Here is a 25,266-nt window from a genome sequence, read left to right on the forward strand (position 1 = left end):
GAGCTATCCCCTGTTGAGTATTCTCTTTTTCCTAAGGCCTAAATAGCTACTACTTGTATGTTTAATGTCATGCCAATAGTTAATTTGGCCAGACAATAATACAAAGCGAATGTAATGCATACATCCCGATTTGGCCGGTATTTGCACGTATTGTCAGCTGTATGGCACTTTTCGGGCCGACTGGAGCACATTAAACATTATACTAAAGTCTAAGTTGGCCTAATTGTATTTCAAATGTTGGTGTGTCAGTATTGACCGAATTGCCTGAATTGGTAATGCCAATAATTTTAAATATGGTAATCCCCGACCGGCTCGGAGTAAGAGTTCTGATGTATATTTCCGGGAGACTGGTTCCGCCGCGTCATTCTTATAACAGCTCGACAACTCAATAAATTTGGAGCGCAATTAGATGAATTTACAAAAATTGCTATTAGCAACACTCGTGGGCAGCTCGATCGTTGCTTGTGGTGGTGGAGGCGACAACGGTCCCTCTCCTACGGCTGAACCTACGGCTGAACCTACTCAGGAACCACAAACAGCTTGGACTTGCCCAGAAGGCGGAAGCTTATACTTTTGTGACGACTTTGAAGACGGCACATTTGATGATAAGTGGGACGATCTGATTTCCACCTACGACTTGGCTGATCCCGGTGCGTTCGATATTCTTGATGAGGGTACCGAAATTGGTAAGTCATTGCGCTTCACTGCCGGTACACGTGGGGGTGAACTCAAAGAGGGCGAGCTGATCCTAGTTAAGGCTTCTGAGTTCGGCGACGTACCCAATGATTATTTTGTTGAATACAAAATTCGCCCGCGCGCCAACGGCAATACGGGTAACAAATACCTTTACGGCATGATGCGTTACGAAGGCCAGCTACAGTGGTACTTCGGTGGTTTGAATATGCAGAATTCAAGCGCCTCTACACAGGTAGAAGCGGGTTTCATCGATACCGGTGCGGTTCAGCGTAGTCTACAAAAGAAGAAAGCGATTGAGTTGGGCACTGAAGGCGGCACCGATGGTGACTGGCATACGGTTCGTACTGATGTTGTGGGCAGTACCTTAACGGCCTATTTAGACGGTGAAGAGCTGGGTAGCTGGGAAGATACCGGCAACACCTATACCGCAGGCCCGGGTCTGATTGGTTTCTTTACTTATAACCGCTCCTTTGAAGTGGACTACGTTAAAGTGGGTGACCCCGCTGTGAAGCCTGTGCAGCTGAGCCTAGATTACGCCGATACCAGTTGGGTTTCTGCGGTTCGCGGCGACACCTTAACCACCAATGTAACCGCCATTCAAAGCGATGGCACTACAGCGGATACCTTTACGGTTGCTTCAGCCGATGACACCGTGGTCTCGGTAGCGACTGACGCCAACGCCGTAACCCTAACACCAGTAGGTGCGGGTACTACCACCGTAACCTTCTCGGCAGGTTCTGACAGCAGCGTTCAGCGCACGTTGAATGTGCAAATTGAGCCAGCCTGGGATATGCCTACTACCGATTACGGCGATATTACCAGCGTGGTTTCACCGCTTTCCACCGGCGCTTACGCGGATACCGTCCTTACCATTGAATTCGACAGCGATGATGGCATCGCGTTGGGTACCACCGGTGAAGTGCGTATTTTTGATGCAACGGATACCTTAGTCGACCGCATTAAAGTGGCTGGTGAAACTGAAAACGTAGGCTTCTCTAGCGCGACAGGTGAGCGGCCTTTAAATACCTCATTGATCACCCTTGACGGCAGTACGCTTACCATCAAACCGCACAGCCAGGTTCTTGCCTATGACGCCGAATATACGGTTACCATCGGTCTGAATGTAGTGACCGGAGCTAAGCTCAATACGTCTGATTTCGATGGTTTGGGCGAATCTTCCGCTTGGACATTCACCACTAAAAGTGCTCCAGATGCAAATGCTACCGGGCTCAGTGTGGATGATGACGGCACTAGCGCCGATTTCCGCAGCCTCCAGGGTGCTTTGGATTGGGTGATGGAGAAGGCAGCGGGCGATGCCACCTTTGTTGATACCGCCTTTACCATTAGCGTAGGGGAAGGTGTTTACGATGGTCTCTACTTCCTGAAAGGTAAAAACAACCTTACTATTGAAGGTGTTAACGGAGACAACACGGCCAAGGGCGACAACGACCTCTACAACACAGCAGGCAAGACCGTGATTCAGGGTAAAAACTCTGAGGGCTTGAACGGCGGTAGTAGTGGGCGTGCACTGTTCTTAGTGGAAGGTGTGGATATGCTCACACTGGATTCTCTCACCCTGTACAACACACATGTACGCACGGGTAGCGGCGATCAGGCCGAAACCATTTACTTCAACTCTACATCTGGCCGACTGATAGCAACCAATGCACAGTTTATTTCAGAGCAGGACACCTTGTTGTTGAAGGGTTACAACTGGTTCCACAACAGCTTGGTAGCGGGTAACGTTGACTTCATATGGGGCTACAGTGTTGCCACCATCTTTGAAGCCAGTGAGATTCGTTCTTTGGGCGATTCAAAAGTGGGCACTGGAGAAAGTTCCGGTGGGTATCTTCTGCAGGCGCGTACCTCCAATGTGACAGACCCCGGTTTCGTATTCCTCGATTCCGAACTCACCTCTGGCGCAGGCCCTGTAGGCGTAACTATCACCACAGGTACAACGCATTTGGCGCGTTCCGGTGGAAGCAGCAGTTACTTTGATAACGTGACATTTGTGAACACCAAAATGGGTGATCATGTAGCCGATATCGGTTTTGCCTATGAAGGTATTAACAGCCAGCCAGCACCAAACCCTGCGGTAGCGGATGCAACTAGCGGTTGGAAAGAATTCAATAGCTTGGATGCGTCGGGCGCGACTTTGGATATGTCAGATCGTTGTGATAATGGAGACGGTAGCGGCAAGCCCGATAGCTGTTATGAATTAAGCCAGGCAGAGGTTGATGCAAACTATTGTAGTCGTGCGCAAATCTTCGCCAGCTTTGACAACGGCGCCGGTTGGGATCCATACCCAGAAGACGTGAGTGATGACGCTTGTTCTTTGCCTAATGCAGAAGCATGGAGTGGAGCCGCAATGCAGTTGGGTGGATCAACTTCAGGCATTAACGGCAGTATCGATGCGCAAACGGATACGTCTGTAACCCTCACGGCAGAAGGCGGTAAGTTCGAAAGCAAGAAAACCTCCATGTATCTGGCGTCGCAAGACGTAACCGGTGATTTCACCATCACGGCCAAAGTAAAGGCTGTTGGTACATTGCGTGAAAGCAGTAGTTACCAGTTCCCTGCCGGCTTGATGATGTGTGTTTGTGATGCAGCCTCGGCTACAAGCGAGCCATTGGCTAATGCCAGTATTCACGATATTACCGCCGATGCGAACGTGGATTTAATTGCAGGTTATGGGCATATTCTGGCAGCAGACGGCTCTTGGGGTAAAACCGGTAGTACAGCGGTGACTCCGGGCGACGACCTTTACCTGAAGTTGGTGCGCACTGGGCAGGATTATGCCGCATCGGTTTCAACCGATGGTGGTGTGACCTATTCTGGGCTGGGTGGTAGTACCTTTACCGCATTACCCGACACTATAAAGGTAGGTGTATTCGCTGCACCAAACGGATCAGGTGCTCAGGTCTTTACCTTTGAAGATATTCAAATCACGCAATAACAACTGACGTGTTTGAAGGCCAGCAATATGTTGGCCTTCTTTGGTTTTATTATTCGAGAAAATATTATGAACATTTCAAAAACACTTTTAGCTTTCACTGCATGTGCGGCCTTAGGGGCCTGTGGTGGTGGTTCATCGGGCAGCAACAACAGCTCGAGTTCGGTCGCCAGCTCATCCTCTTCCAGTAGTTCGAGTTCATCTAGCTCAAGCTCTTCTTCTAGTATTCCAGCCGGAGGCTCCGTCGACGGTGGCTTTGCCGGCTACAACTTCAACATTACCGGTGGTGACGGTGGAAGCGTTTATACCGTTAACAATGGCCTCGACCTGATTAAAGTTTTGTCGGACGCCAGTGATGCCTCCAGCCCGGTAACCGTTTTTATTGACGGCGTTATTACCGATGTCAACTCGGGTGCTACCGGTAAATCAATCGATATTAAAGATATGGATAACGTATCGATTATTGGCGTGGCGGACCGAGGTGAGTTCGACGGTATCGGTATCAGTATTCGTCGTGCCAACAACATCATTATTCAGAACCTAAAAATTCATGAAGTGTTAACCTCCGGTAAAGATGCTATTTCTATCGAGGGTGATGATAACGGTACTACCACCAGTAATATCTGGATCGATCACAATGAACTTTACGGTAGCCTCGGGGTGAGTAAAGATTATTACGATGGCTTGCTCGACAGTAAAAGCGAAGCCGAAAATATCACTATTTCTTACAACTACCTGCACGACCATTGGAAAGCGTCCCTTCATGGTAGTGGTGATACCGATAGCGGCGACCGCAATATTACCTTTCATCACAACTACTTCGAAAACCTAGAGTCACGTGTGCCGCTATTTCGTTTTGGCACTGGCCATATTTATAACAACTATTACAAAGATGTACGTTCTACGGCTATTAACTCACGCATGGGCGCGGAAATTTTAGTGGAGAACAATGTTTTTGAAAATGTACAAAACCCAATAGTATCGTTTTACTCCAGTCAAATTGGTTTTTGGAATTCTGTGGGTAATGAATTTACCAGCACAAACTGGACTACCCCCGATGCGGACGAAGCCACGGCTGGGCCAGACGGTGTAACCGGTTCTGATGCAACCATTGCCGTGCCATACGCCTACACGCTGGACCCTATTGCGGGTTTAAAAGATCAGGTTGTGGCTAATGCGGGTGTTGGTGTAATAGACCAGAGTGGTTTGACTATTCCAGACCCCGAAACGCCCATTGGCAGTGTTCCAACCCAAGAACCTATTGTGCCCGGTGACGTGGCCTTACCGTACAGTGAAGACTTTGCGGCTACCGATGCCGATGCGTTTTTCACCGCGGCGTATCGCGACCTTACCGGCGCGTCTGGCGGCAGTGCGCCAATGTATCATCGGGTTACCGGTACGGTAGCAATCGCCTCTGGGGAAATCACCATTACGGCTGGTCGGGTATCCATTGGTAACACTACGCCTGCTGTAGTAACAACCGCAACCGATGCGGCAACGACCGGTGTATTAAGCCTAAACGCGGCTTATCAGGTTTCGTTTAAAGTGGTGAGCGTTGGCGGTACTACCACTAAGAAGTTTATGTTGTACGTGGACAACAATACCGCCGATAGTAAGGCGTCAATTCACGGGGGTGACTCGAAGTTTTACTCCGTGGCTTTGGCCGACCTCACCCCTGGCGCAACGGTAGTGGTGCCTGGTTTGGTAGCCACGAATAGTTCGTTTATTACCCTAAGAACTGAGAGTGATGCAACCATCACTCTTGATGATCTTGTTATAGAAGCGGTACAGTAACGATAAATAACAGCACTACAAGCGAACTGGCTTACGGCCGGTTCGCTTTTTTTATGCCTCAAGTAAAATCAAAAAAGGCGGCTTTCATTCGAGAAATGAAGTTTGCTATGTTGATGTCACTTTAAAAGCTCCCATGCATGTCGGTTTAGTGGCCACTGAACAACCCATGATGTCGAAAGGAAACGCCGCATTACCGTTTTTAATAAACAGCGCCTACAATAAAAGTGCCGTTCAGTTTTAAACTTCATCTCTGTTAGCTTCATCGCTATTAATTACACCGCTATTAACTACACTGGTTGTGGGCTTGGTAATCATCTATTTCCCAATTGGCTGTGTGCTATCAATAGCATAAACAGTAAAAGGCTCAGATCTATTTGTTTGTCGCCCAGTTATACCCCTGTAATTACTGGGCATACATTGGTTCAATTCATGCGACAGCACTGTTTGCAACGGGTTTGTTTCCGGCGAAAAAACCGTTATTTATGCCTGTTATGCCTCCTTCTGTGCTGGGTTTCGCTATGCTATTCCGAGCAGAAGCCCGAAGTTATGCACTATCGTTACTGGGATTGGGGTACGACGCCCAAGCGCGATGACTACCAATATGCGCTGCTACAGCTAATTCTGGATAAGACTCAAGCCTCCCATGGCCCCTATCTGTTAACGCGTGAAATTCGCAGTTATAGCACCGCGAGGGTGCGACGAGAGATTAATCGCGGCAATGTTATTAATGTACGTGTCGGCCCATGGCGACCGATTGCTGCAAAAAAAGATGTTGCAGCCGAAGTTAACAGAAGTATCGATATTCCCATTGCGCGTAATTTGTTGGGTTATCGGCGCCTGCTCATTCGCAGCGCCGACTACAACAAGTTTAATAATCTAACCGGTGAAGAGCAGCTAAAAAAATGGGTGCTTGGGCAAGGTAAAGGTTGGGAAGAGGTAAAATTCTACCGAGCCGCAGGCTACAACGTTATGGACAACGGTAATTTGGAGACGATGTTCTCAATGTTATCGGTTGGGCGGTTCGACTACATCGCCATGAGCGTGATTGAGGTGAAATCGGTTTTAGATAATACAAGGCACCATGCACCGCGATTCACCTTAGCACCCAAAATATTTATCTACTACCCACTGCCCATTGTTTACCATGTGAGTATGGACAGGAAGGACCTAGCCGAGCGTATTGAGGTCGGCCTTAAGGCGGCCAAAAAGGATGGAAGCTGGGATGCACTCTTGCACCACTACTTTGACGGGGAAATAACCCTAATAAAACAAAAAAATGCGGTTTTTTATACCTTGAAAAACCACCTACTACCTAAAGATTTCAAATTGGAAAAGCCGTTCTTCGAACACCCGAACCGGGGTGAATAACGACTTTCCATTGCACGGCTTGTGTGAGCCTGCGGACTACGCAGCGAGTACAGATTTCACAAACGCTTCAATGTCGGCGTCCTGGCCGTTTTCAAAAAAGCAGGATTGGAAGCGCTCACCGGAAACCGCGTGCTTGACTAGCTCGGGGTCGATGGCCTTCATTCCATCAAGGAAAGGCTTAGTGGTGGCGTCTTTTATGCTATTTAGAATACCGGCATTAGTCACCTGAGACTCTTTGCGCTCAGGGGGGTAACCTTGGCCCTTCGCACCGGTAAAGGCCTTTTCAAAGATGTAGCGAACATTTAGCTCTGCGCCCCAGCCAAAGCCCTTGGCAAAAGGTAGAGCAAGCGCGTTACCGTTGTTAATTTGAGCAAACAGGTAAGCGTCTGCGGGGTCGATACAATAACCACATGCAACACCGGGGTATGCGTTCAGTGACATCAGTGCGCCCTGGCCTGTGCCGCAACCGGCCACAACAAAGTCTACTGCCTTAGAGTTAAGCAGTAGCCCGGCAATAATACCGAGGTGGATATAGGTAAGGCGGTGATCGTTATCGCCGTCCATTCCCACGTTGAAAACACTGTGATCCAAGTCTGAGGCAACGGTGTTTAATTGTTCCAGCACAATCGGGTTTTTGGCCGCTTGACTGAACTCATTCATCAGGGCAATTTTCATGAAACAACTCCTATCAACAAAAAGCCGCGATTATAGGTATTGCCAGGCTCGCGGGCAAACGGGTCAGGACAAAAATCATTGGTTTTTGATCTAAGGTGCTTGTTCTGGGGTTTGTCGGTTCGACTTTACGCTTAGGATTATTGCGTTATGCTTAACCAATGGTCAAATCAATCGTTCAATTCCTTTTGGTCTACCTGCTCTTTGGCTCTGCCAGTGCTTGTGAGCTATTGCCAGACCAAAACCAGCCCGTTATCAATTTCCCCCATAAGTTTAAAGAGAACCTCAAGGAGCAGGGCTATGTTTTTAGCCTGCTACGCCTCGCATTACAGAAAACTGAAGTCGATTATGGCCCCTGTCGCGCTCATTTGGTAATGAACGCATTGCCGGTTAAGCGCACGGAAATGTACCTAGAAGGCGGCGACTTACTGCAAGTGGTAGACCTATCCATACGCGCCGACCGAACTGAACGGTTTTTGGTGGTACCGGTTCCTCTGTATAAAGGCCTGGCAGGCAACCGCATATTCCTTATTCGTAAAGGCGAAAGCGCTAAGTTCGCAGACATACAAAATGTGGGAAGCCTGAAAAGGTTGTCGGCTGGTCAAGGTGAAAAATGCGTGGACACTAGCATATTGCGTGCGAATGGCCTCACGGTTAAAACCACCGCAAATATCGACTCGCTGATTGATATGCTCACGCACAAGCGCTTTGACTATTCCCCCCGAGGTGCAGCCGAAATATTTTCTGAAATAAACATTTATGGTGAATATGCAATAGAAGTTGAACCTGCGCTAATGATCACTTACCCCTTTATGACAGCCTTCCACTTGAATAAGCAACAAACAAAGCTGGCGGAGCGCTTGAGCGTGGGATTGGATCGAGCCATTGATGATGGTGCGTTAGATAAGCTGTTCTATGCCCACACCACAACCCGTTCGGTTTTGACAGACTATAATTTTTCTGGTCGCCGAATTATTCCTTTGTGCAACCCTAATATTCCCGATTGGGTGCCCCTCGAAGACGACAGGTACTGGATACGGCCCTGGCCTGCCACAATAAAACGTCGCGAGCCCTGTGGCGATACCGGTAAAATCTTACTTGGGAACTAATCGTTTACCTATACGGTTATTGCCGGCTGAATGCTCACCCCGAATCAGAAAATGATGCCGCTAAAGGCAGTTACGCGTATTTCCAGTAACATAGCTTGTTTATGGCAATGGTCAGTTTCCGAATAAAAATAGTGAGTGGCGGTTGATTGTTTTTTTTCGTAAGGTAATGGCTGGCTGCGGAATTATTATGAAATGGGAGAGTTAATGAATGAATGGTGTAAAAATTACTCTGTTGTTAGTAGGGGTTTTGTTTTTTTCTGCGAGCGCATTCCCCGCAGGCAAGGGCGTGGGAGAGGCCTTTTCTGATGCCATAATTCAGCGTTACCAGCCGACAATAGATGCAGTAACGCACCACGGTTGGGATCATTCCAATAGTGTAGTGTTGCATGGTATGGAAAAAGTATACAAAAATACCGGCAAAAAAGCTTATGTGACCTATATAAAACGCTATGCCGATGCGTTTATAAATGCCGATGGCAGCATTACCGGCCTGCTCACAACCTTGGACGGCATTAACCCTGGTGTGAACTGTTTGTTTTTATATGAAGAAACCGGCGATAAAAAATACCTAAAAGCCGCGCAAAATATGCGCGACTATTTGTTGGGTGAAAAATCGCCTTTCAACAAAACGCCCGATGGTGCTTACTGGCATAAAAACAACTCAAAATATACCAATGTGTCATCAGTCGATGGTTTGTATATGGTGCAGCCGTTTTTAACGCGCTATGGGGTTATTGCGAATGATGCGCAAGCCATAGATACCGCTGTAGAACAAATATTATTGGTGTCTGAACGCTCGTTCAACATTAAATTTAATTTGCCTTTTCATGCTTGGAATTACGACAAAACTAAACCTTGGGCTAATCCCATTACGGGCACGTCCAGCCAGTTTTGGTCGCGGGCCTCGGGCTGGTACGCCATGGCGTTGGTGGATGTGCTGGCCGTCTTGCCCAAAGAACATCCGGGTTATTCAAAAATAGTTTACCTGTATAAAAATTTGGCTAAAGGCTTGAAAGCGGTACAAAACCCAGCCAATGGCTACTGGTACCAAGTGTTAGATGCCGTGGGTAAAAAAGATAACTACCCCGAGGCGAGCAGTACCGGCATGATCGTTTACGCTTTACAAAAAGGCGTGGATTTAAAAATACTGGACAAAAGCTACAGCAATGTTGCACAAAAAGGCTGGCAGGCACTGCAAGCAGATATAACCACCTATAAAGACGGCGGCCCACAAATTAATTCTGTTGCACCGGGAATGGGCAGTCAGAATAGTTATGAAGATTATGTCGCTATTCGGCCTGTTAGTATTCCGGCGCCAGAGGGCAAGCAGCATATGCACGGCTACATGGCCATACTCATGGCGGCTTCGGTAATGGAATAATAGATTTCCGCACTTATCGTTGTGCATTCCGGCGGGTACCGCTCGCTGGTCTGTTCCGGCCTAGACCAAAATCCTCTGAGTGTCTGTGTTTTAACCCTTCCTTGGGGGTGTATAAAACTGCCAATTTCCACCATCGGTATGGTTACCAAATAAGTAATTTAATACTTTTTGTTATCTTTACAGCGGCGTGTGGTGGGCGTACCCTAGCACTATTGGTAAGGCCAAACTGCGTTGGCTGGTATAACACTGATGTATCGTTATACGCTTATTGATAAACCAAGCCCGTAGTCCGAACCCTTCCCCTCGAGTGGGCTTGAGCAGAAAAAAATAAAAAACTGCGTTTATATTTCTTGCACGCTCTGGTGTGCGCACAATAGCAACTAACTGGTTTATTAGAGGACGCTCTCATGCCCGTAAACACTTCATTTCGGCGGAAATGTGTGAATGCCGTTATTGGCTCGCTATTTCTATCTTGCTTGGTTTCTCAGGCCCACAGTTTGACGTGCGATTACGCTGTATCTAACGACTGGGGTTCTGGTTTTACCGCCAATATGACGGTAACAAACGATTCCTCTTCCACCATCAGTAATTGGCAAGTAAATTGGCAGCATGCCAGCGGCACAACATTAGCTAGTGTATGGGGGGCGAATTACACTGGGTCTAACCCTTATGTGGCAACGCCTGCAGCCTGGAATTTATCCCTCGCGGCGGGTAGCTCGGTCAGTTTTGGCATTCAGGGAAACGGCGACGACTCCAGCGCAACCGTTTTAGGGTGTTCGGCCGACGGCACCAGTAATTCAAGTTCCAGCAGCAGCTCCTCTTCAAGCTCCAGCAGCTCCAGTTCTTCCTCAAGTTCCAGCTCTTCTTCGAGTTCCAGCTCTTCTTCGAGTTCCAGCAGTTCTTCTAGCAGCTCGTCTTCCGTGCAAGCGAATAACACGGTCACCATCCAGGAAGATGAGGCAGGCTTTTGCGGTGTTGATGGCTCCATAGACACCAACAACGCAGGTTTTACCGGTAGTGGCTTTGCTAATACCGACAATGCCAACGCAACCGGCATTGATTGGGCGGTGAGTGGCGACGCAGGTACTTATACCGTGCGCTGGCGCTTTGCCAATGGTTCTACCACCAATCGTTCTGGTGTATTGAGCTCAAACGGAGCAAGCCTATCCACAGAAGACCTTGTGGGTACTGGCGGTTGGACAACCTGGGCAACCACCTCGGTTAACTTGAGTCTTGCCGGTGGTTATAAAGCCTTACGCCTACAGGCCAATCAGAGTGCGGGCCTTGGTAACGTAGATTACATCGAAATTACTGGCCCTAACGTAGTGGTAGCATCGTGTGATGGACCGGGCACATCGTCTAGTAGCAGCTCATCTAGCAGCAGCTCCAGTTCTTCCAGTAGCTCCAGTTCTTCCAGCAGTAGCAGCTCTTCCAGTAGCTCTAGCAGCAGTAGCTCCAGTTCTTCCAGCAGCAGCTCTGTTCCTTCGTCCAGTAGTAGCTCAAGTTCTAGCTCCTCAAGCAGCGTAATGTCTGTACTTACCCTGCAAGAAGAAAGCGCCGGTTTCTGTTCAGTTGATGGTGATTCTTCCGAAAGCTCCAATGCCGGTTTCACCGGAATCGGCTACGCCAATACGGATAACGCAAACGGCACAAGTATCGTATGGAGCGTAAATGCCGCAACTAGCGATAACTATAAACTGGAATTCCGCTTTGCCAACGGCGGCAGTGCGTCTCGCCCCGGTGAATTAACCATTAATGCGGGCAGTGGCGGTATTTATACAGTAGACCTTGCAGCAACCGGTGGCTGGACAAGCTGGCAAACGGTAGTGGTGTATGTGGATTTAGTGCAGGGTGAAAACACCCTTGAGCTAACGGCAACTACCAGCAGTGGGCTGGCGAATGTTGATTACCTGAGTATTGAAGGTGTTAACCTTTCTGCGGGTGATTGTGGTGGCAGCTCCTCTAGCTCCAGCTCTTCTTCTAGTTCCAGCTCCAGTTCCAGCTCGTCCGACCCCTATGTAACAGGCTGTGGAACCGAGAGCAGTAACATTACCGCTTCACGTACCTACTACGTAACACCGACCGGCTCTAGCAACGGCAGTAGCTTTAACTCGCCTATGAGCTTGAATGCAGCACTTTCGGCTGTGGGTGCTGGTGAAATGATATTGCTGCAACCGGGTACCTACCGTGTTGCATACAGTGCAGGGTCGAAAAATACAATTACCCTTTCTAAATCGGGTAACAGTGGTGCCGAAATAAAAATGGTGGCAGCCAACTGTGGTCGCGCGGTTATCGATTTCCAATTCCCTGACAACACCTGGGTGCAAAATTCCTACGGTTTCCACCTAACCGGTAACTACTGGTTCTTTAAAGGTATAGACATAACGCGTGCAGGTTATCAGGGCGTGTATGTTATTGGCGCAAACAACACCTTCGAAAACTGCGCGTTCTACAATAACCGCAACACCGGCTTAGAAATAAACAAAGGCGGTTCATACACCACGGTCATTAACTCCGATGCCTACCGCAACTACGACCCTAAAAAATTCGGCAGCATGGCCGATGGATTTGGGCCCAAACAAACCCAAGGCCCCGGCAACACGTTTTATGGTTGCCGCGCGTGGGAAAACTCCGATGATGGCTTCGACATGTACGACAGTCCCGAAGTGGTAACGGTAGAAAAAAGCTGGGCCTTCCGCAACGGTGTAGATGTATGGGGTTATGGTGACTTCGCGGGTAATGGTAACGGCTTTAAAATGGGCGGAAATGCGATAGCGGCCAATAATCGTATTACCCAGTCGGTTGCTTTTGGTCACCCAAACAAAGGTTTTGACCAAAACCACAACACGGGAAGCGTTACGGTGATGAACTGTACCTCCTACAATAATGGCTTGGATTATGGTTTTGGTGGCGACCTAGATTCCGGTCATCAACTTTACTTCCGCAACAATGTTTCCATTAGTGGAACCGCCGACGTACAAAACGCCGACTCACGTAACAACTCGTGGGACATAAGCGTAACCGCAAACAGCTCAGACTTTGAAAGCCTGAACCTAAACAACGCAACGGTAGCCCGCAACCCAGACGGTACCCTGCCGAACAATGGCCTATTCCGCTTAAATGCCAACAGCGATTTAATTGATGCTGGTGTAAACGTGGGCTTGCCCTACCAAGGAAATGCACCAGACCTTGGTGCTTTTGAGAAGCAATAACCCCGCTTCTCTAAAACAAAAGGCCGGGCGATCCCCGGCCTTTTTTTATGCACAAGGAAGTGCTAATGCCGTGAAGGCCAGGGATGGTCGAGAGCGGCGATGCACAAGGAAGTGCTAATGCCGTGAAGGCCAGGGATGGTCGAGAGCGGCGATGCACAAGGAAGTGCTAATGCCGTGAAGGCCAGGGGCAGCTCAATTGCATCCCTGCAATCGCTGCATTAGTGCTTTCCTGCACGTCATGGTCGAGAGCGGCGATGCATTCTTCAAAGTTAAATTCGAATCATGCTCGCTACTATGTGCAGGGGTTCGGGATAATGTTAAAACCCTTACGCACCTCCGATTCAGTCACTCCCATGAACGCGGTAGTCTAGTATCGAAACAGTGTGCGCAAACCTATAGCCCCGTAGGTAGGCTAGAGCAAAGCCTCTGTGCTCAAAATACCAAAATAATTCAATGTGCCTTTTGCCACCGTTATACCGCGGGTGAAACCGATATAAGTGTATATACTGAATAGGTTCACTTAATCAACGGCAATCATCTAATGGATAAATTCGACCGCTTCCAACAACTGCATCGTTTATTCCGCTCACGAAAAAGACCTATTCCTATAAATGAGATAGCCACCAAGCTCGAATGCTCCGAAGGCACTGCAAAAAGACTCATAAACCAATTGCGAGACTATTGGCAGGCGCCGCTTGAATACAGCAAAGAGCACAATGGTTGGTATTACGAATCAACATTATTAAAAAGCTTCGAGCTACCCGGCTTGTGGCTTACGGCGGAAGAATTACAATCACTAACCGCGCTGCTACACCTAATAGAAAATATGAGCGAAGGGGTGCTAAATAGCGAGTTGAGCGTAGTAGAAAAAAGCATCCACAAGCTAATAGGTGCGCGCGGCATTAATTCTGCAGAAATAACACAGCGCATAAAATATTTACCCATGGCCAAGCGCCATACAAATCATCATATTTACACGGCAGTAGCCGATGCCCTTATTCAGCGAAAACAACTCACTATTGTGTATCGCGATTACCACAACAAAAAAACCACTCGTACCCTTAGTCCTCAAACGCTAGTGTACTACCGCGAAAACTGGCATCTAGATGCCTGGTGCCATTTACGCAACGAACTGCGCACCTTCTCCATTTCGCGAATAGAAAGGCTAGAAAAAGAAAAGCAAAAAGCCAAAGCTATTCCCGAACAGCAACTGGCAGAGCACTTTGCCAGCAGCTTTGGCCTGTTTGCGGGCAAAGCCAAACACACAGCCAAACTTCGCTTTTATCCGGAAGTTGCCCGAGAAATTGCCAGCCAGCAGTGGCACCCAGAACAAGAGGGTGAATGGAAAAATAAAAATTACCTATTAACTATACCCTACAGCCACGATGCTGAATTGGTAATGGAAATACTCAAATACGGCAATAACGTAGAAGTTTTGGCGCCTGCGGCCTTAAAAGGGCGTGTAAAAGATAAATTAAAGGGCGCGCTGCAATACTATTGATGAGTAAAGTGGGTTTGACGTAAATCACTGGATATATCGCCAGTTTATGTTTTGCTGTAGTGGGCATGTAAGCTAGGTGTAATTAACCTATTGGGGCCAGATAAATGGAAGATTTCTCGCCATCAGATTTAAAAGCCATCCTTCATTCGAAAAGGGCAAACCTCTATTACCTAGAGCATTGCCGCGTAATGCAAAAAGATGGCCGGGTACTCTATTTAAAAGAAGCCAAGCAAGAAAACCAGTACTGGAATATCCCCATAGCCAATACCACTGTCGTAATGCTGGGCACGGGCACATCCATTACCCAAGCGGCGGTGAGAATGCTTTCGCAGGCGGGCGTGCTACTTGGTTTTTGTGGCGGGGGTGGCTCACCGCTTTATATGGGCTGCGAAATTGAATGGATGACCGCTCAAAGTGAATACCGTCCCACGCAATACTTACAAGGCTGGGTGAGCTTTTGGTTTGACGACAGCAAGCGGTTGGCCGCAGCAAAACACCTGCAGCAAGCAAGAATAAATTACCTACTTACCACCTGGGCCAAAGACAAAGACCTGAAAAGTGAAGGCCTGAATGTGCAAGACATCGATGTGCAAAACGCATTGGATGTATTTAAGGTGCGAACTGAGCGCGCCCAAACCTCTAGCGAATTATTACTTACCGAAGCTCAGCTCACTAAAACCCTTTACAAATACGTAGCCCAAAGAACCGACTTCGCCGATTTTAGCCGCGAACGAGACGGTACCGACAAAGCCAATGCCTTTTTAAACCACGGTAACTACCTAGCCTACGGCCTTGCCGCAACCGCACTCTGGGTACTGGGCATACCCCACGGCTTTGCCGTTATGCACGGTAAAACACGCAGGGGTGCTTTAGTGTTTGACGTGGCCGACCTAATAAAAGACGCAATCGTACTGCCCTGGGCGTTTGTGTGCGCAAAGGAAAACGCCACAGAGCAGGAGTTCCGCCAGCAAATACTGCAAAGCTTTACCAACCATAAAGCGCTGGATTGCATGTTTGACCAAGTGAAGGCCATTGCGTTGGGTGGTAGTGAGGAGCAGGGAATATGAATGGTAAAAAGGATCAGTTTTCCAAAAACGCCAGCTGTAGTGCCAAGGCAATACTGTGTAAGCGTTTGTCACGGGCCCACAGTTGGCAGTTTGGGGTAAGCGTACAGCCCGCCAGTAAATGCATATCGACCCAGCCAACCCCCTTACCCATAAGGTTATGTTTTTCCAGAAAATACAGGGTTTCTTCTTCACTGGCCGTTGCAGTAGAGGGCAGGTTGCGAAGTAACTCAAGCACCTGCGCACGGTTGTGCATATGACCACAGGCCAGCTCACCTATAACCATAGGGTGAATACTCACCAACCCCTGCTGCAACAACTGGCCAAGGCGGTGATCACCTTGGCGAAAATGGTCCACCCATACGGAAGTGTCCACCAGTACCATTACTCAGCGGGCTCAGAGCGGCGGCGAGGTGTTAGCGATAACGTAGGCTCACAGCCCCCCAGTTGCGCCAAGCGCAGCGCGCTTTCACGGGCAATCAGCGCTTTTAACCCTTCCCGCATAAGGGCGGTTTTTTCCTTAACACCGGTTAACTGTACGGCTTTGGCGTACAGCTCGTCGTCGATATTCAGCGTGGTTCGCATGGTTAAGCCCCTAAGGCATCATATTAGGCATCATTGTATGCCTAATAACGTAAAAAGCCAGCCTACGTTTTGTGGGCTGGCTTGCTGCCTGTTCGGCGAGGGGGAGCTGGCGTCATGATGGTCACCTTCATCTCTCAATGCGAAAAGAAAGCCCTGAGTAAAACCCGCCGAGTACTAGACGCATTCGCCAACCGCATTGGCGATAACACCTGGCAAACGGTAATAACCGATGATGGCCTGCTCACAGTAAAAAAGATGTTGCGCAGAACAGCCTCTAAAAATACAGCCGTGAGCTGCCATTGGGTGCGTTCGCGGTCTAGAAGTCAGTTTTTGTGGGTGGTGGGGAATAAAAGGAAGTTTGATATTGAGGGGCGAGTGCCGGTGAATACAACTGAAAAAGAGGTTCCAATGGATATTGTTAGAGAAAAACCAATAAAAGGGATGCTGTACGCCAATACTCACTTACAGCGTTTGGATCACCACTTATTCGCGGTGGGGTATATCGCAGAGCAGCTCTATTTACGGTACTACCCAAACGATAAAGTAAGGGCGACGACAATGCTTATTGCGGGTTGCCTTCATGATATTGGAAAAATAGATCCTGAATTCCAGGCGTGGGCAGTAAAGGACAAAAATAAATCGTTTATCGCTGAAGACGGGCAGCATATTGAAGAAGCTAAATTTAACTTTGAAAAGCACCCTCGGCACAATGAGATATCGCTGGCACTCTATGCATTACTTGATGATAGTGCTATTAAATCAGTCAACGGGGAAAATAAAAAGCGTATAAAGCACGCAATTTTTTGGCACCATGCCAAACCATTTCGCCCTAAAGGTGGGTTCGAAACTGTTGGAGATATCTACAGAACACTCGACAAAAATGTAAAGGGTAAGGCATGGACGTGTGTGGTTGAAAAATCGACGGAGCTAATCGAAAAAGTTTGTGAGCTTGATTCGGAATACCGCGACACGACGGAAAGCATGCTGAGTCGTAGTGTGCTCTTCTCAGTAGACCCAGAAAAAATTTGGGATGTTGAAAGCCTTCAAGTACCAGATTACAAAGAGTATCGGCCATGTGAACAGTTGGACGACTATAGATATCAAACACGTAGCAATGCCGTTAACAATCAATTAAGAGCATGTCTGATTACCGCGGATAGGTGGGTTTCAAGCTTATCGGCCAATGACTTGGCAAGCGCGATTAAACATAAAGCACTTGACGATCTTCTAACAGAAAAAGCAGAACAGAATGGATTAATTCCGGATTCAAATTTGGAGTCACACATCGCCGACTGTTTGCGCACCTTTCCTCGCGATAAACGCGGTGATATGCAATCCGAAACGGCGCAAAAATTGTCAGGTAACTCCGACAGGGTTGGTGTTCTAGCTGGGGCTGCCGGTTGTGGTAAAACAAAAATAGCATTGGAGTGGGCAAAACTTCGCGGAGCCAAACAAATATTATGGGTGTGTCCACGTGTACAAATTTGCCAAGGTCTGTTTGCAGAATTGAGCAATTCGGATACGCCCTACTTACCCAATGCAACAATTGAGCTGCACACGGGTGAATTTAAGTGTGTAAATACGTATGACAAAGAAACAGACGAAAGTGATTATTTTAGTGGCGATATAGTTATCACAACTATAGATCAACTATTGAATACAGTAATTAGCCATACCAAGGCTGATAGTTTACTGAATTACCTCGGTGCTCATATCGTATTCGACGAATTTCATGAATATATCAACATGCCTGCATTTAGTCTGTTGTTTGCGGAGTTGGTGGCTTCTCGGAACGAGTTGGCGGGTGGGTGCAATGCACTTTTGGTTTCGGCAACACCACACTATCTCTACCTAGATGAACTGTTAGAGTTAGATAAACACTATGACGTAGTGGAAATGCCATCCTTTAATCCATGTAAATATCAATTTCAATTTTTCACTTACGACGAAAATAAGCATGATGAGAGAAATCCCCTTTATCAGCCAGTGGAAAGCGGGACATTTGTAATTAGCAATACAGCGATCACAGCACAAAAGAGTTTTGTCCAGAATCAACATTCAGAAAATGCAGTTTTACTGCATTCGAAATATAAAAAGAGCGACAAGAGGGAGTTGTTTGAAAGCGTATACGAATCATTTTGTCGTAGCGGAGCGAAGCAATATGACGTGCTGAGAAGTGGCCCCATTGTTCAGGCATCTCTCAATATTACCAGTAAACAGATGGTGTCTGAGGTTTGTAATGCGGAGAACAACCTGCAGCGACTGGGTCGTTTGGATCGTTTTGGCTCCAATCTTGATGGTGTAAATAAATATATTATCGCCATTCCGGATACGCTAAAAAACAAGAAGAGAACCGGGCGTGTCGCTCGGTTCATGAGTTCGACCAATATTCTCTCATCCGCATTAGCCTGGCATGAGTTTTTACTAGAGGCAACGGATGAAGGCGAAAAAGTATTGACGCTTCCCGAGATCTATTCAATTTACAGGGATTTTTACGAAAATCTAACATCACAAAAATGTATTGCTGAAGATCTAGTCGCCGCCATGAAAAAAAGTGTAGAAGTAATTGCAAATAAAGCATCAGAACCAAAGGTGATTGCTAGGAGTAAAAAGGCCCATAATCAACGCGCAAAAATTAGCAAAATCTCAATGCGGGGTGATAGCCGATTTGTGCAGATGGCAGTGTGCGATTTAGGCGGGTTTCCTGATGTGTCGTTTTTGGAAGAATATGCTTACAGAATACCCATTTCCGAGTCAGATACCGTAGACAACCTTACTTCCTCGTCCGAACTGATTCAGGGTTATGGTGATAGTTCGAAAAATCTACTGGCCCACATGCACAAAAAACATCACAACATAATGGGTGGTAAAAAATCATATAAAGATTTTGTTCTATTGAACGAAGCAGTAGACGCAGAGTTTCCCGTGTTTTTAAGTTATACCCCTAATGATTTGTTGGCTGTGGGTGGAGAGGCTGCTCGCCATAGCGAAGCTATTTACTATGGGATATGTGATAAACAGCCTATCGGCGCAATTTCAATTAAGCAATTCAATAACCAAAAGGACTAAATTGTGGAAAAAGTAACAGGTATTAAAAGCGTAGATTTCAAAATTACTGCGAAAGGGCATGGTGTTGTTAACTGGAATGGACCAACCAATCTCGCACAGGAAAATGGCAACACGGTAGATAATCATACTTTACCGAAATTGCGTGGGTACTCCAATTTATCTGGAAGAGTAAAGGAAACTGGATATAAATACCGAAAGGAACCAACGGACATTAATTTTAAAGAAACCCCTCTTTATATAAGTCAAAACTGTATTCGCCATCACCTTTTTAGGGAACAAGCATTCGACATACATTACGCTAAGAAATCTAATTTGCAAAAGGTATTAGCTTCTATTACCGGTTTGGTACGTGGTTACGTAGTTCCTGCCACTCAAAACAAGCGAACAAGTCCGTTGTTAATGGAGGATTTTGTAGATCAGCTTGGAAATGGAAATTTTGAGCAGTTCGGTCAAGCTGGAGAAAGGGATAGTTCATCATTTTACTCAAAAACCACCTTCGGGGATACGGAATACAAATCGTTCGGGTCTATTAGTATTGAGCAGTTACAATTCATTTCTTTAGATAAGAAATTTGACCGCGAAGCAATAGAAATTAAGGAAGGTCAAGGTGAAGAAGTCGCTCGAGCAGTGACACAGTTTATTCAGTCGTTGAATCCTCAGTTTCAAGCTGAGGCTCTATTTCACCCGAACTATATACGCAAGGGTACTATATTTGAAGAAGGTGAAGTTGGCATCCTTCTCAATGACGACGCGATCCAAGTTTTGATTCAGCATATGCTTGACCGAATTGGCAATTTATCGATCCGTCAAGCAAAATCCTATATGTATGTCGATGAGGTTGTTGTCGATTACAATGATAGTAGCCGAATGATGCGTATAAAAAGCGATAAAGGTTCAATTTCGGAAGAAAAAGCTAATGATTATGCTGTCTATTTCTATGCGAAGTAGGGGGGTGTTCGATGAGAATTACAATAGAATATGAAGCCTCATGGCGAAATTCCTTTCTCGACCCCGCGACCAGTAATAATGAGGCTTTGCCGAAAGAGGGGAGAAAATTTATCGGCTCAATGACCAAATTGAAGAATGCTGAAAACTATATTAGCAGGCATGTTACGGTTGATACGGTTATGGGTATTTTGAATAGATTGGTGGGAGACCAAAGGAAACTATACCAGGCCCGATCAAGTAATAACTATTATTTTCGGTATGTTGAATCGAAGATTAAATTTGAAGACAAACCAGAATACATCAATAGTGAAATTGTCTTCATTCGCAATATTTCCGGTAGCACCGATCAGAATTCGTATACTGGTATGGTTAATAATCATGACCCTATATTCACTTCTGACTATTCTCGTGAATTCTGGTCGATTCTCGCAATGGATTTTCAAGAGCTATGCCTATTTATTACCAATGGGTCGAAATTTAATAAAACTATTGAGTTGAATCCACTAGTTATTATTGACCGTCTAGAAGAGATTCATAAAATGAAATCTGTACTAAACGAGAGTCACGTTTTTACGGCCCATAAGGTTTTGTCTGAGTCGTTCGAGAAGTTCAAAGGCCTAAATAATAAAGGAGAAGTGCTACCGATAAGCTTATATTGTTCCTCGCTGTATTTGCAGCTTGACCGTTTGGGTGGTGCCTACAATATGGATACTGCCAAAACAAAGTCTGGTGGGTTAAGTGGAGTTTCAAATAATGGATTTACAAAAAAGGATTTTATGAACAGATATACCACTGGCGACAAGAAAAAAATATGGGGGAACCCGTATATGCGCGAAAATTTCGTAAAAGGCGAAGGGCGATCTAGGCAATTGTTAACAAAGGCCAGTGGAAAGCTTGTAATAAATATAGATATTGATCGAGAGCAGGCGAAAAAATTACAGAGTGATATCGAATACGCCGGCGTATCAAGCTTCTATCTTGGTAAAAAAGGCCTTGCCTATATTTCAGATATGCGGATCTAGGAGTTAAAATGGATACCTACATAGACATTACCTTAAAACCAGACTCGGAGAAACCGTCAAACTGGGTGCTAAACGAAGCCTACACAAAATTTCACCAATTTCTCTGGGAACTTAAGGTCAACGATATAGGCGTGAGTTTTCCGGGCTACAGAGTTACATTGGGAAGTATTTTACGTCTACATTCTAATCATTCTTCTCTCAATAAAATTGCTGATGGAAAATGGTTGGGACGCTCGAGCGATAACGTCACTATTTCTAAACTTCAGCAGGTGCCCATAAACACCAAGCACCGAACAGTGTCCCGTAAACAATCCAATATGAGTGAATCCAAGCTCAAACGCATACTCAAGCGTGGCTCGATTACTGAGATGGAAGCGAAAGCCTATCGCGCAAAAATGTTTGCAAGTGGCTTGGATAACCCTTACGTGGAATTGGTGAGTGCATCCAATGGCAATAGGCATCGCCGTTATATCGAATTCGGCGAATTGCAGGATACGCCAGTGGAAGGGGTGTTTGACTTCTTCGGCCTTTCAAAAACAGCTACTGTCCCTTGGTTTTAGTATTTGCCTAAATACCCGTACGCTACTAGCTGCGGGTTTTTTTCCTATTCAATTTTTTATAGTTGTTCATCTAGCTTGCTCTGGTGCAAATTCAGAAATGGGCGTTACCCTCCTCAGGGGATTTCTGCTCAATGCTACGTTTAAATACCTCCATAGCTATATCAAGCTTGCCGCGACCGATAACTATCTTGTATGTATTTCGCAGGAAGAAAGGCTTGATAAGCCGAGCTACAGGGCAAAAGTAGAGCCTGGTTGCACTATAACGATACTGAAACGGGAGATCTCTGTTCATTTGCCATGGGAGCAGAGGTAGCTTCCGTTTATTTGACCGATGCGATAAGACTATAGAGCCCGTTGGGGCTCAAATAGCGGTAAGTCGCGTGCGAGTCAAATTTTTAGGTATAACACCAATAAAAAGTGCTCTTTAAAAAAGCGTTTATAAATCAATAAGTTACACGAACACGGAAAAGTATAGGTAAAACGGCGTTTTTTACCGTAAGTGTTTGTTGTAACTTACTTTTTTGGATTAAACTTGTAGTTCACTGCCGCACAGGCAGCTTAGAAATCTTTAATCAAGATATGACGAACAGTCGCAAGGTTCACTGCCGCACAGGCAGCTTAGAAAGAAGGGGCTGTTTGTTTTATCGAAACCATCCAGTTCACTGCCGCACAGGCAGCTTAGAAATTTGTCAGCCGCGCGAAATAAGCTCTTCAATAGTTCACTGCCGCACAGGCAGCTTAGAAAATTGCTGTTTGAGAATGGCACATTGAATAGGAGTTCACTGCCGCACAGGCAGCTTAGAAATATATACAGTCCCATCAACAGCCGTATCTGACGTTCACTGCCGCACAGGCAGCTTAGAAAGTTACCGTTCCAACCGAGCTATTAATGATAACGTTCACTGCCGCACAGGCAGCTTAGAAAATCGGTTGACCCCGGGGTAACCGTCATACCATGTTCACTGCCGCACAGGCAGCTTAGAAAAATATGGCAAGCAAAGCCAAAAAATCAAGCTCGTTCACTGCCGCACAGGCAGCTTAGAAATCGAAGTAATCCATTGCCCGATAAATCAACGCGTTCACTGCCGCACAGGCAGCTTAGAAATCTTATAATTACCGAGACTCTTTGCTTGGATAGTTCACTGCCGCACAGGCAGCTTAGAAATCTTGTTCCGGCTGGTAGGCGCTCAGGCAAAAGTTCACTGCCGCACAGGCAGCTTAGAAATGCTACAAGCCCATAACCGCGTGGTATAGCAAGTTCACTGCCGCACAGGCAGCTTAGAAAAGTAGGTAAGCCAAAGTAATCGCCAAGGCTGCGTTCACTGCCGCACAGGCAGCTTAGAAAAAAAGAAATTAAGCGCTACTATACAGACCGATGTTCACTGCCGCACAGGCAGCTTAGAAAACCACATGTACGGCTCGGCCTTTAAGCATAACGTTCACTGCCGCACAGGCAGCTTAGAAAGCTCGAAATTGACTGGTAATAGCTGCCATCACGTTCACTGCCGCACAGGCAGCTTAGAAATTAGCTATTCGGGTATGAGTGAGTGCGCAGCAGTTCACTGCCGCACAGGCAGCTTAGAAAGGGTCTAAAATATACGACTTTAGGTCTTGCATGTTCACTGCCGCACAGGCAGCTTAGAAAAGTCCCCCGCCGCGTGGTAGCGAGTATTAACAGTTCACTGCCGCACAGGCAGCTTAGAAAAAATAATCGTTTTCTATCAAATTAATAATGTAGTTCACTGCCGCACAGGCAGCTTAGAAATTCCACGTTGCGGAGGGGACGTTCTCCGTAAAGTTCACTGCCGCACAGGCAGCTTAGAAATACATATAACGCTAACGGACAAAAGACGATATGTTCACTGCCGCACAGGCAGCTTAGAAAAGAATCAACGCAACACAGAATATCAACGCAACGTTCACTGCCGCACAGGCAGCTTAGAAAAGAACTCAGCAGACCAGGAGGAGTCAGCGTTTGTTCACTGCCGCACAGGCAGCTTAGAAAATCAGCTCCAATAGATACTGTCGCGCCCACTGGTTCACTGCCGCACAGGCAGCTTAGAAATATCCACATCTCCTCTCCCTTAGCTACTTCTGGTTCACTGCCGCACAGGCAGCTTAGAAATCAGTAGGGTAAAAACCCTCAAGATAAACCTCGTTCACTGCCGCACAGGCAGCTTAGAAAGCAATGCCAGCATTCAACAATCCAGCCCTCCTGTTCACTGCCGCACAGGCAGCTTAGAAAAATTGCCCTGAGTTTGTCAAAGGGTACGAAGCGTTCACTGCCGCACAGGCAGCTTAGAAATTGTCTTGGCATGATTTAAGCATAGATGCAGCGTTCACTGCCGCACAGGCAGCTTAGAAAGCTATACAAGCCCATTTTTATTGGCTGTGGCTGTTCACTGCCGCACAGGCAGCTTAGAAAGCAGAAAGACGCGCGGCCGTAGTTGTGAGTGAGTTCACTGCCGCACAGGCAGCTTAGAAATCTTTTCGGGACGTTCTTATAATCTCCCACGCGTTCACTGCCGCACAGGCAGCTTAGAAAATATAACTAGCTCCTGTTGAATATGTGCTTAGGTTCACTGCCGCACAGGCAGCTTAGAAAAACCAGCGATAACGGAGGGGGCTACGGCCCCAGTTCACTGCCGCACAGGCAGCTTAGAAATTTTGTTGGCTGGACTTGTGGATTTTCACTTGGTTCACTGCCGCACAGGCAGCTTAGAAAAGATACAGTAAGTATGCGCGGTTCAGCGAATCGTTCACTGCCGCACAGGCAGCTTAGAAAACACTTTCACGGAGTTGGTAACATGAAAACATGTTCACTGCCGCACAGGCAGCTTAGAAATATGGATTAAATTAACTAAAGAAAGGTGATGGGTTCACTGCCGCACAGGCAGCTTAGAAATTATTTAACCAGCCGTACAGCCGGCTGAAATAGTTCACTGCCGCACAGGCAGCTTAGAAATCGTTGGCCTTCGCCTTGATAGCATTCATCAGGTTCACTGCCGCACAGGCAGCTTAGAAATTGAGTTGTACGACAGGGCCCGATACGTGGCGGTTCACTGCCGCACAGGCAGCTTAGAAAACTACGTGGCAGCGCGGGGGGCGTTTATATGCGTTCACTGCCGCACAGGCAGCTTAGAAAATATGCCGCCATTGCCGCTTGCCTTGGAAGTTGTTCACTGCCGCACAGGCAGCTTAGAAATTTCCCGTCTTTTAGATCGTATGCGAGGCTCAGTTCACTGCCGCACAGGCAGCTTAGAAAGATAAAAGTTACTGTTGCCCCGGTTGCATTACGTTCACTGCCGCACAGGCAGCTTAGAAATTTTCAA

At 46.9% G+C, this 25,266-nt stretch carries 15 protein-coding genes and 1 CRISPR repeat array (1 of these 16 only partly in view); of the genes, 12 read left to right on the top strand and 3 right to left on the bottom strand.

Translation table 11 applies throughout. The features are described 5' to 3' along the window. Positions 1-409 precede the first annotated feature (409 nt). The 3 genes from H5336_RS15995 (at position 410) to H5336_RS16005 (ending at position 6,811) form a co-directional block, all read left to right on the top strand. Entirely contained in the window at positions 410-3,652 is a 3,243-nt protein-coding gene (locus tag H5336_RS15995; RefSeq protein WP_185235246.1) for a pectinesterase family protein, read from the top strand. 66 nt (positions 3,653-3,718) lie between these two features. Then, positions 3,719-5,443 carry a pectate lyase family protein gene (locus H5336_RS16000; RefSeq protein ID WP_246439115.1) on the top strand — a complete coding sequence of 575 codons (1,725 nt, stop codon included), beginning with the start codon at positions 3,719-3,721 and terminating at the stop codon, positions 5,441-5,443. A gap of 546 nt (positions 5,444-5,989) precedes the next feature. Continuing rightward, entirely contained in the window at positions 5,990-6,811 is an 822-nt protein-coding gene (locus H5336_RS16005) for a transporter substrate-binding domain-containing protein (RefSeq protein ID WP_185235248.1), read from the top strand. A gap of 36 nt (positions 6,812-6,847) precedes the next feature. Here H5336_RS16005 and H5336_RS16010 read toward each other — a convergent pair whose 3' ends face one another. Beyond that, the gene (locus tag H5336_RS16010) at positions 6,848-7,486 is read right to left on the bottom strand and encodes an RpiB/LacA/LacB family sugar-phosphate isomerase (RefSeq protein WP_185235249.1); all 639 of its coding nucleotides are present in this window, start codon (positions 7,484-7,486) and stop codon (positions 6,848-6,850) included. 158 nt (positions 7,487-7,644) lie between these two features. On the opposite strand from H5336_RS16010, the gene H5336_RS16015 reads away from it, so the two are divergent. The 5 genes from H5336_RS16015 (at position 7,645) to cas1f (ending at position 15,753) form a co-directional block, all read left to right on the top strand. Continuing rightward, positions 7,645-8,592 (top strand): transporter substrate-binding domain-containing protein, encoded by a 948-nt coding sequence (locus tag H5336_RS16015; protein WP_185235250.1) that lies wholly within the window; start codon positions 7,645-7,647, stop codon positions 8,590-8,592. 208 nt (positions 8,593-8,800) lie between these two features. Beyond that, positions 8,801-9,973: a glycoside hydrolase family 88/105 protein gene (locus H5336_RS16020; RefSeq protein ID WP_185235251.1), complete on the top strand. Its 1,173-nt coding sequence runs from the start codon at positions 8,801-8,803 to the stop codon at positions 9,971-9,973. Between the two features lie 407 nt (positions 9,974-10,380). Then, a complete protein-coding gene (locus tag H5336_RS22695; protein ID WP_221628071.1) occupies positions 10,381-13,185 on the top strand; it encodes a right-handed parallel beta-helix repeat-containing protein in 2,805 nt (934 codons plus the stop codon). A gap of 541 nt (positions 13,186-13,726) precedes the next feature. Further along, positions 13,727-14,686 (top strand): helix-turn-helix transcriptional regulator, encoded by a 960-nt coding sequence (locus H5336_RS16035; protein ID WP_185235252.1) that lies wholly within the window; start codon positions 13,727-13,729, stop codon positions 14,684-14,686. Positions 14,687-14,790: 104 nt separating this feature from the next. Continuing rightward, positions 14,791-15,753, top strand: a complete 963-nt coding sequence (cas1f, locus tag H5336_RS16040) for a type I-F CRISPR-associated endonuclease Cas1f (protein WP_185235253.1) — start codon at positions 14,791-14,793, stop codon at positions 15,751-15,753. A 13-nt stretch (positions 15,754-15,766) separates the two neighbouring features. Here cas1f and H5336_RS16045 read toward each other — a convergent pair whose 3' ends face one another. Both H5336_RS16045 and H5336_RS16050 read right to left on the bottom strand, forming a co-directional pair. Further along, entirely contained in the window at positions 15,767-16,135 is a 369-nt protein-coding gene (locus H5336_RS16045) for a type II toxin-antitoxin system VapC family toxin (RefSeq protein WP_185235254.1), read from the bottom strand. Beyond that, on the bottom strand, positions 16,135-16,335 hold the full coding sequence (locus H5336_RS16050) for a type II toxin-antitoxin system VapB family antitoxin (RefSeq protein ID WP_185235255.1): 201 nt from the start codon (positions 16,333-16,335) through the stop codon (positions 16,135-16,137). Before H5336_RS16050 ends, H5336_RS16045 begins: the two co-directional genes overlap by 1 nt. A gap of 114 nt (positions 16,336-16,449) precedes the next feature. Here H5336_RS16050 and H5336_RS16055 point away from each other — a divergent pair, with 114 nt between their 5' ends. The 4 genes from H5336_RS16055 to cas6f are packed head-to-tail and all read left to right on the top strand — an operon-like array spanning position 16,450 to position 21,934. After that, the gene (locus H5336_RS16055) at positions 16,450-19,404 is read left to right on the top strand and encodes a CRISPR-associated endonuclease Cas3'' (protein ID WP_185235256.1); all 2,955 of its coding nucleotides are present in this window, start codon (positions 16,450-16,452) and stop codon (positions 19,402-19,404) included. 3 nt (positions 19,405-19,407) lie between these two features. Beyond that, the gene (cas7fv, locus tag H5336_RS16060; protein ID WP_185235257.1) at positions 19,408-20,352 is read left to right on the top strand and encodes a type I-Fv CRISPR-associated protein Cas7fv; all 945 of its coding nucleotides are present in this window, start codon (positions 19,408-19,410) and stop codon (positions 20,350-20,352) included. An 11-nt stretch (positions 20,353-20,363) separates the two neighbouring features. Then, positions 20,364-21,374, top strand: coding sequence for a type I-Fv CRISPR-associated protein Cas5fv (cas5fv, locus tag H5336_RS16065; protein WP_185235258.1), 1,011 nt, complete (start codon positions 20,364-20,366; stop codon positions 21,372-21,374). Between the two features lie 8 nt (positions 21,375-21,382). Continuing rightward, positions 21,383-21,934, top strand: a complete 552-nt coding sequence (gene cas6f / locus H5336_RS16070; RefSeq protein WP_185235259.1) for a type I-F CRISPR-associated endoribonuclease Cas6/Csy4 — start codon at positions 21,383-21,385, stop codon at positions 21,932-21,934. A 537-nt stretch (positions 21,935-22,471) separates the two neighbouring features. Next, positions 22,472-25,266: a CRISPR direct-repeat array (repeat unit 28 nt; unit sequence GTTCACTGCCGCACAGGCAGCTTAGAAA); it runs 1,493 nt beyond the window's last position.

Origin of the sequence: Teredinibacter franksiae, assembly GCF_014218805.1 — a bacterium.
GTDB classification, from domain to species: Bacteria; Pseudomonadota; Gammaproteobacteria; order Pseudomonadales; family Cellvibrionaceae; genus Teredinibacter; species Teredinibacter franksiae.

Excerpts from the sequence above, each read along its gene's own strand:
- H5336_RS15995 (WP_185235246.1), top strand. The coding sequence starts at position 410 with ATGAATTTACAAAAATTGCTATTAGCAACACTCGTGGGCAGCTCGATC.
- H5336_RS16000 (WP_246439115.1), top strand. The coding sequence starts at position 3,719 with ATGAACATTTCAAAAACACTTTTAGCTTTCACTGCATGTGCGGCCTTA.
- H5336_RS16005 (WP_185235248.1), top strand. The coding sequence starts at position 5,990 with ATGCACTATCGTTACTGGGATTGGGGTACGACGCCCAAGCGCGATGAC.
- H5336_RS16010 (WP_185235249.1), bottom strand. The coding sequence starts at position 7,486 with ATGAAAATTGCCCTGATGAATGAGTTCAGTCAAGCGGCCAAAAACCCG.
- H5336_RS16015 (WP_185235250.1), top strand. The coding sequence starts at position 7,645 with ATGGTCAAATCAATCGTTCAATTCCTTTTGGTCTACCTGCTCTTTGGC.
- H5336_RS16020 (WP_185235251.1), top strand. The coding sequence starts at position 8,801 with ATGAATGGTGTAAAAATTACTCTGTTGTTAGTAGGGGTTTTGTTTTTT.
- H5336_RS22695 (WP_221628071.1), top strand. The coding sequence starts at position 10,381 with ATGCCCGTAAACACTTCATTTCGGCGGAAATGTGTGAATGCCGTTATT.
- H5336_RS16035 (WP_185235252.1), top strand. The coding sequence starts at position 13,727 with ATGGATAAATTCGACCGCTTCCAACAACTGCATCGTTTATTCCGCTCA.
- cas1f (WP_185235253.1), top strand. The coding sequence starts at position 14,791 with ATGGAAGATTTCTCGCCATCAGATTTAAAAGCCATCCTTCATTCGAAA.
- H5336_RS16045 (WP_185235254.1), bottom strand. The coding sequence starts at position 16,135 with ATGGTACTGGTGGACACTTCCGTATGGGTGGACCATTTTCGCCAAGGT.
- H5336_RS16050 (WP_185235255.1), bottom strand. The coding sequence starts at position 16,335 with ATGCGAACCACGCTGAATATCGACGACGAGCTGTACGCCAAAGCCGTA.
- H5336_RS16055 (WP_185235256.1), top strand. The coding sequence starts at position 16,450 with ATGATGGTCACCTTCATCTCTCAATGCGAAAAGAAAGCCCTGAGTAAA.
- cas5fv (WP_185235258.1), top strand. The coding sequence starts at position 20,364 with ATGAGAATTACAATAGAATATGAAGCCTCATGGCGAAATTCCTTTCTC.
- cas6f (WP_185235259.1), top strand. The coding sequence starts at position 21,383 with ATGGATACCTACATAGACATTACCTTAAAACCAGACTCGGAGAAACCG.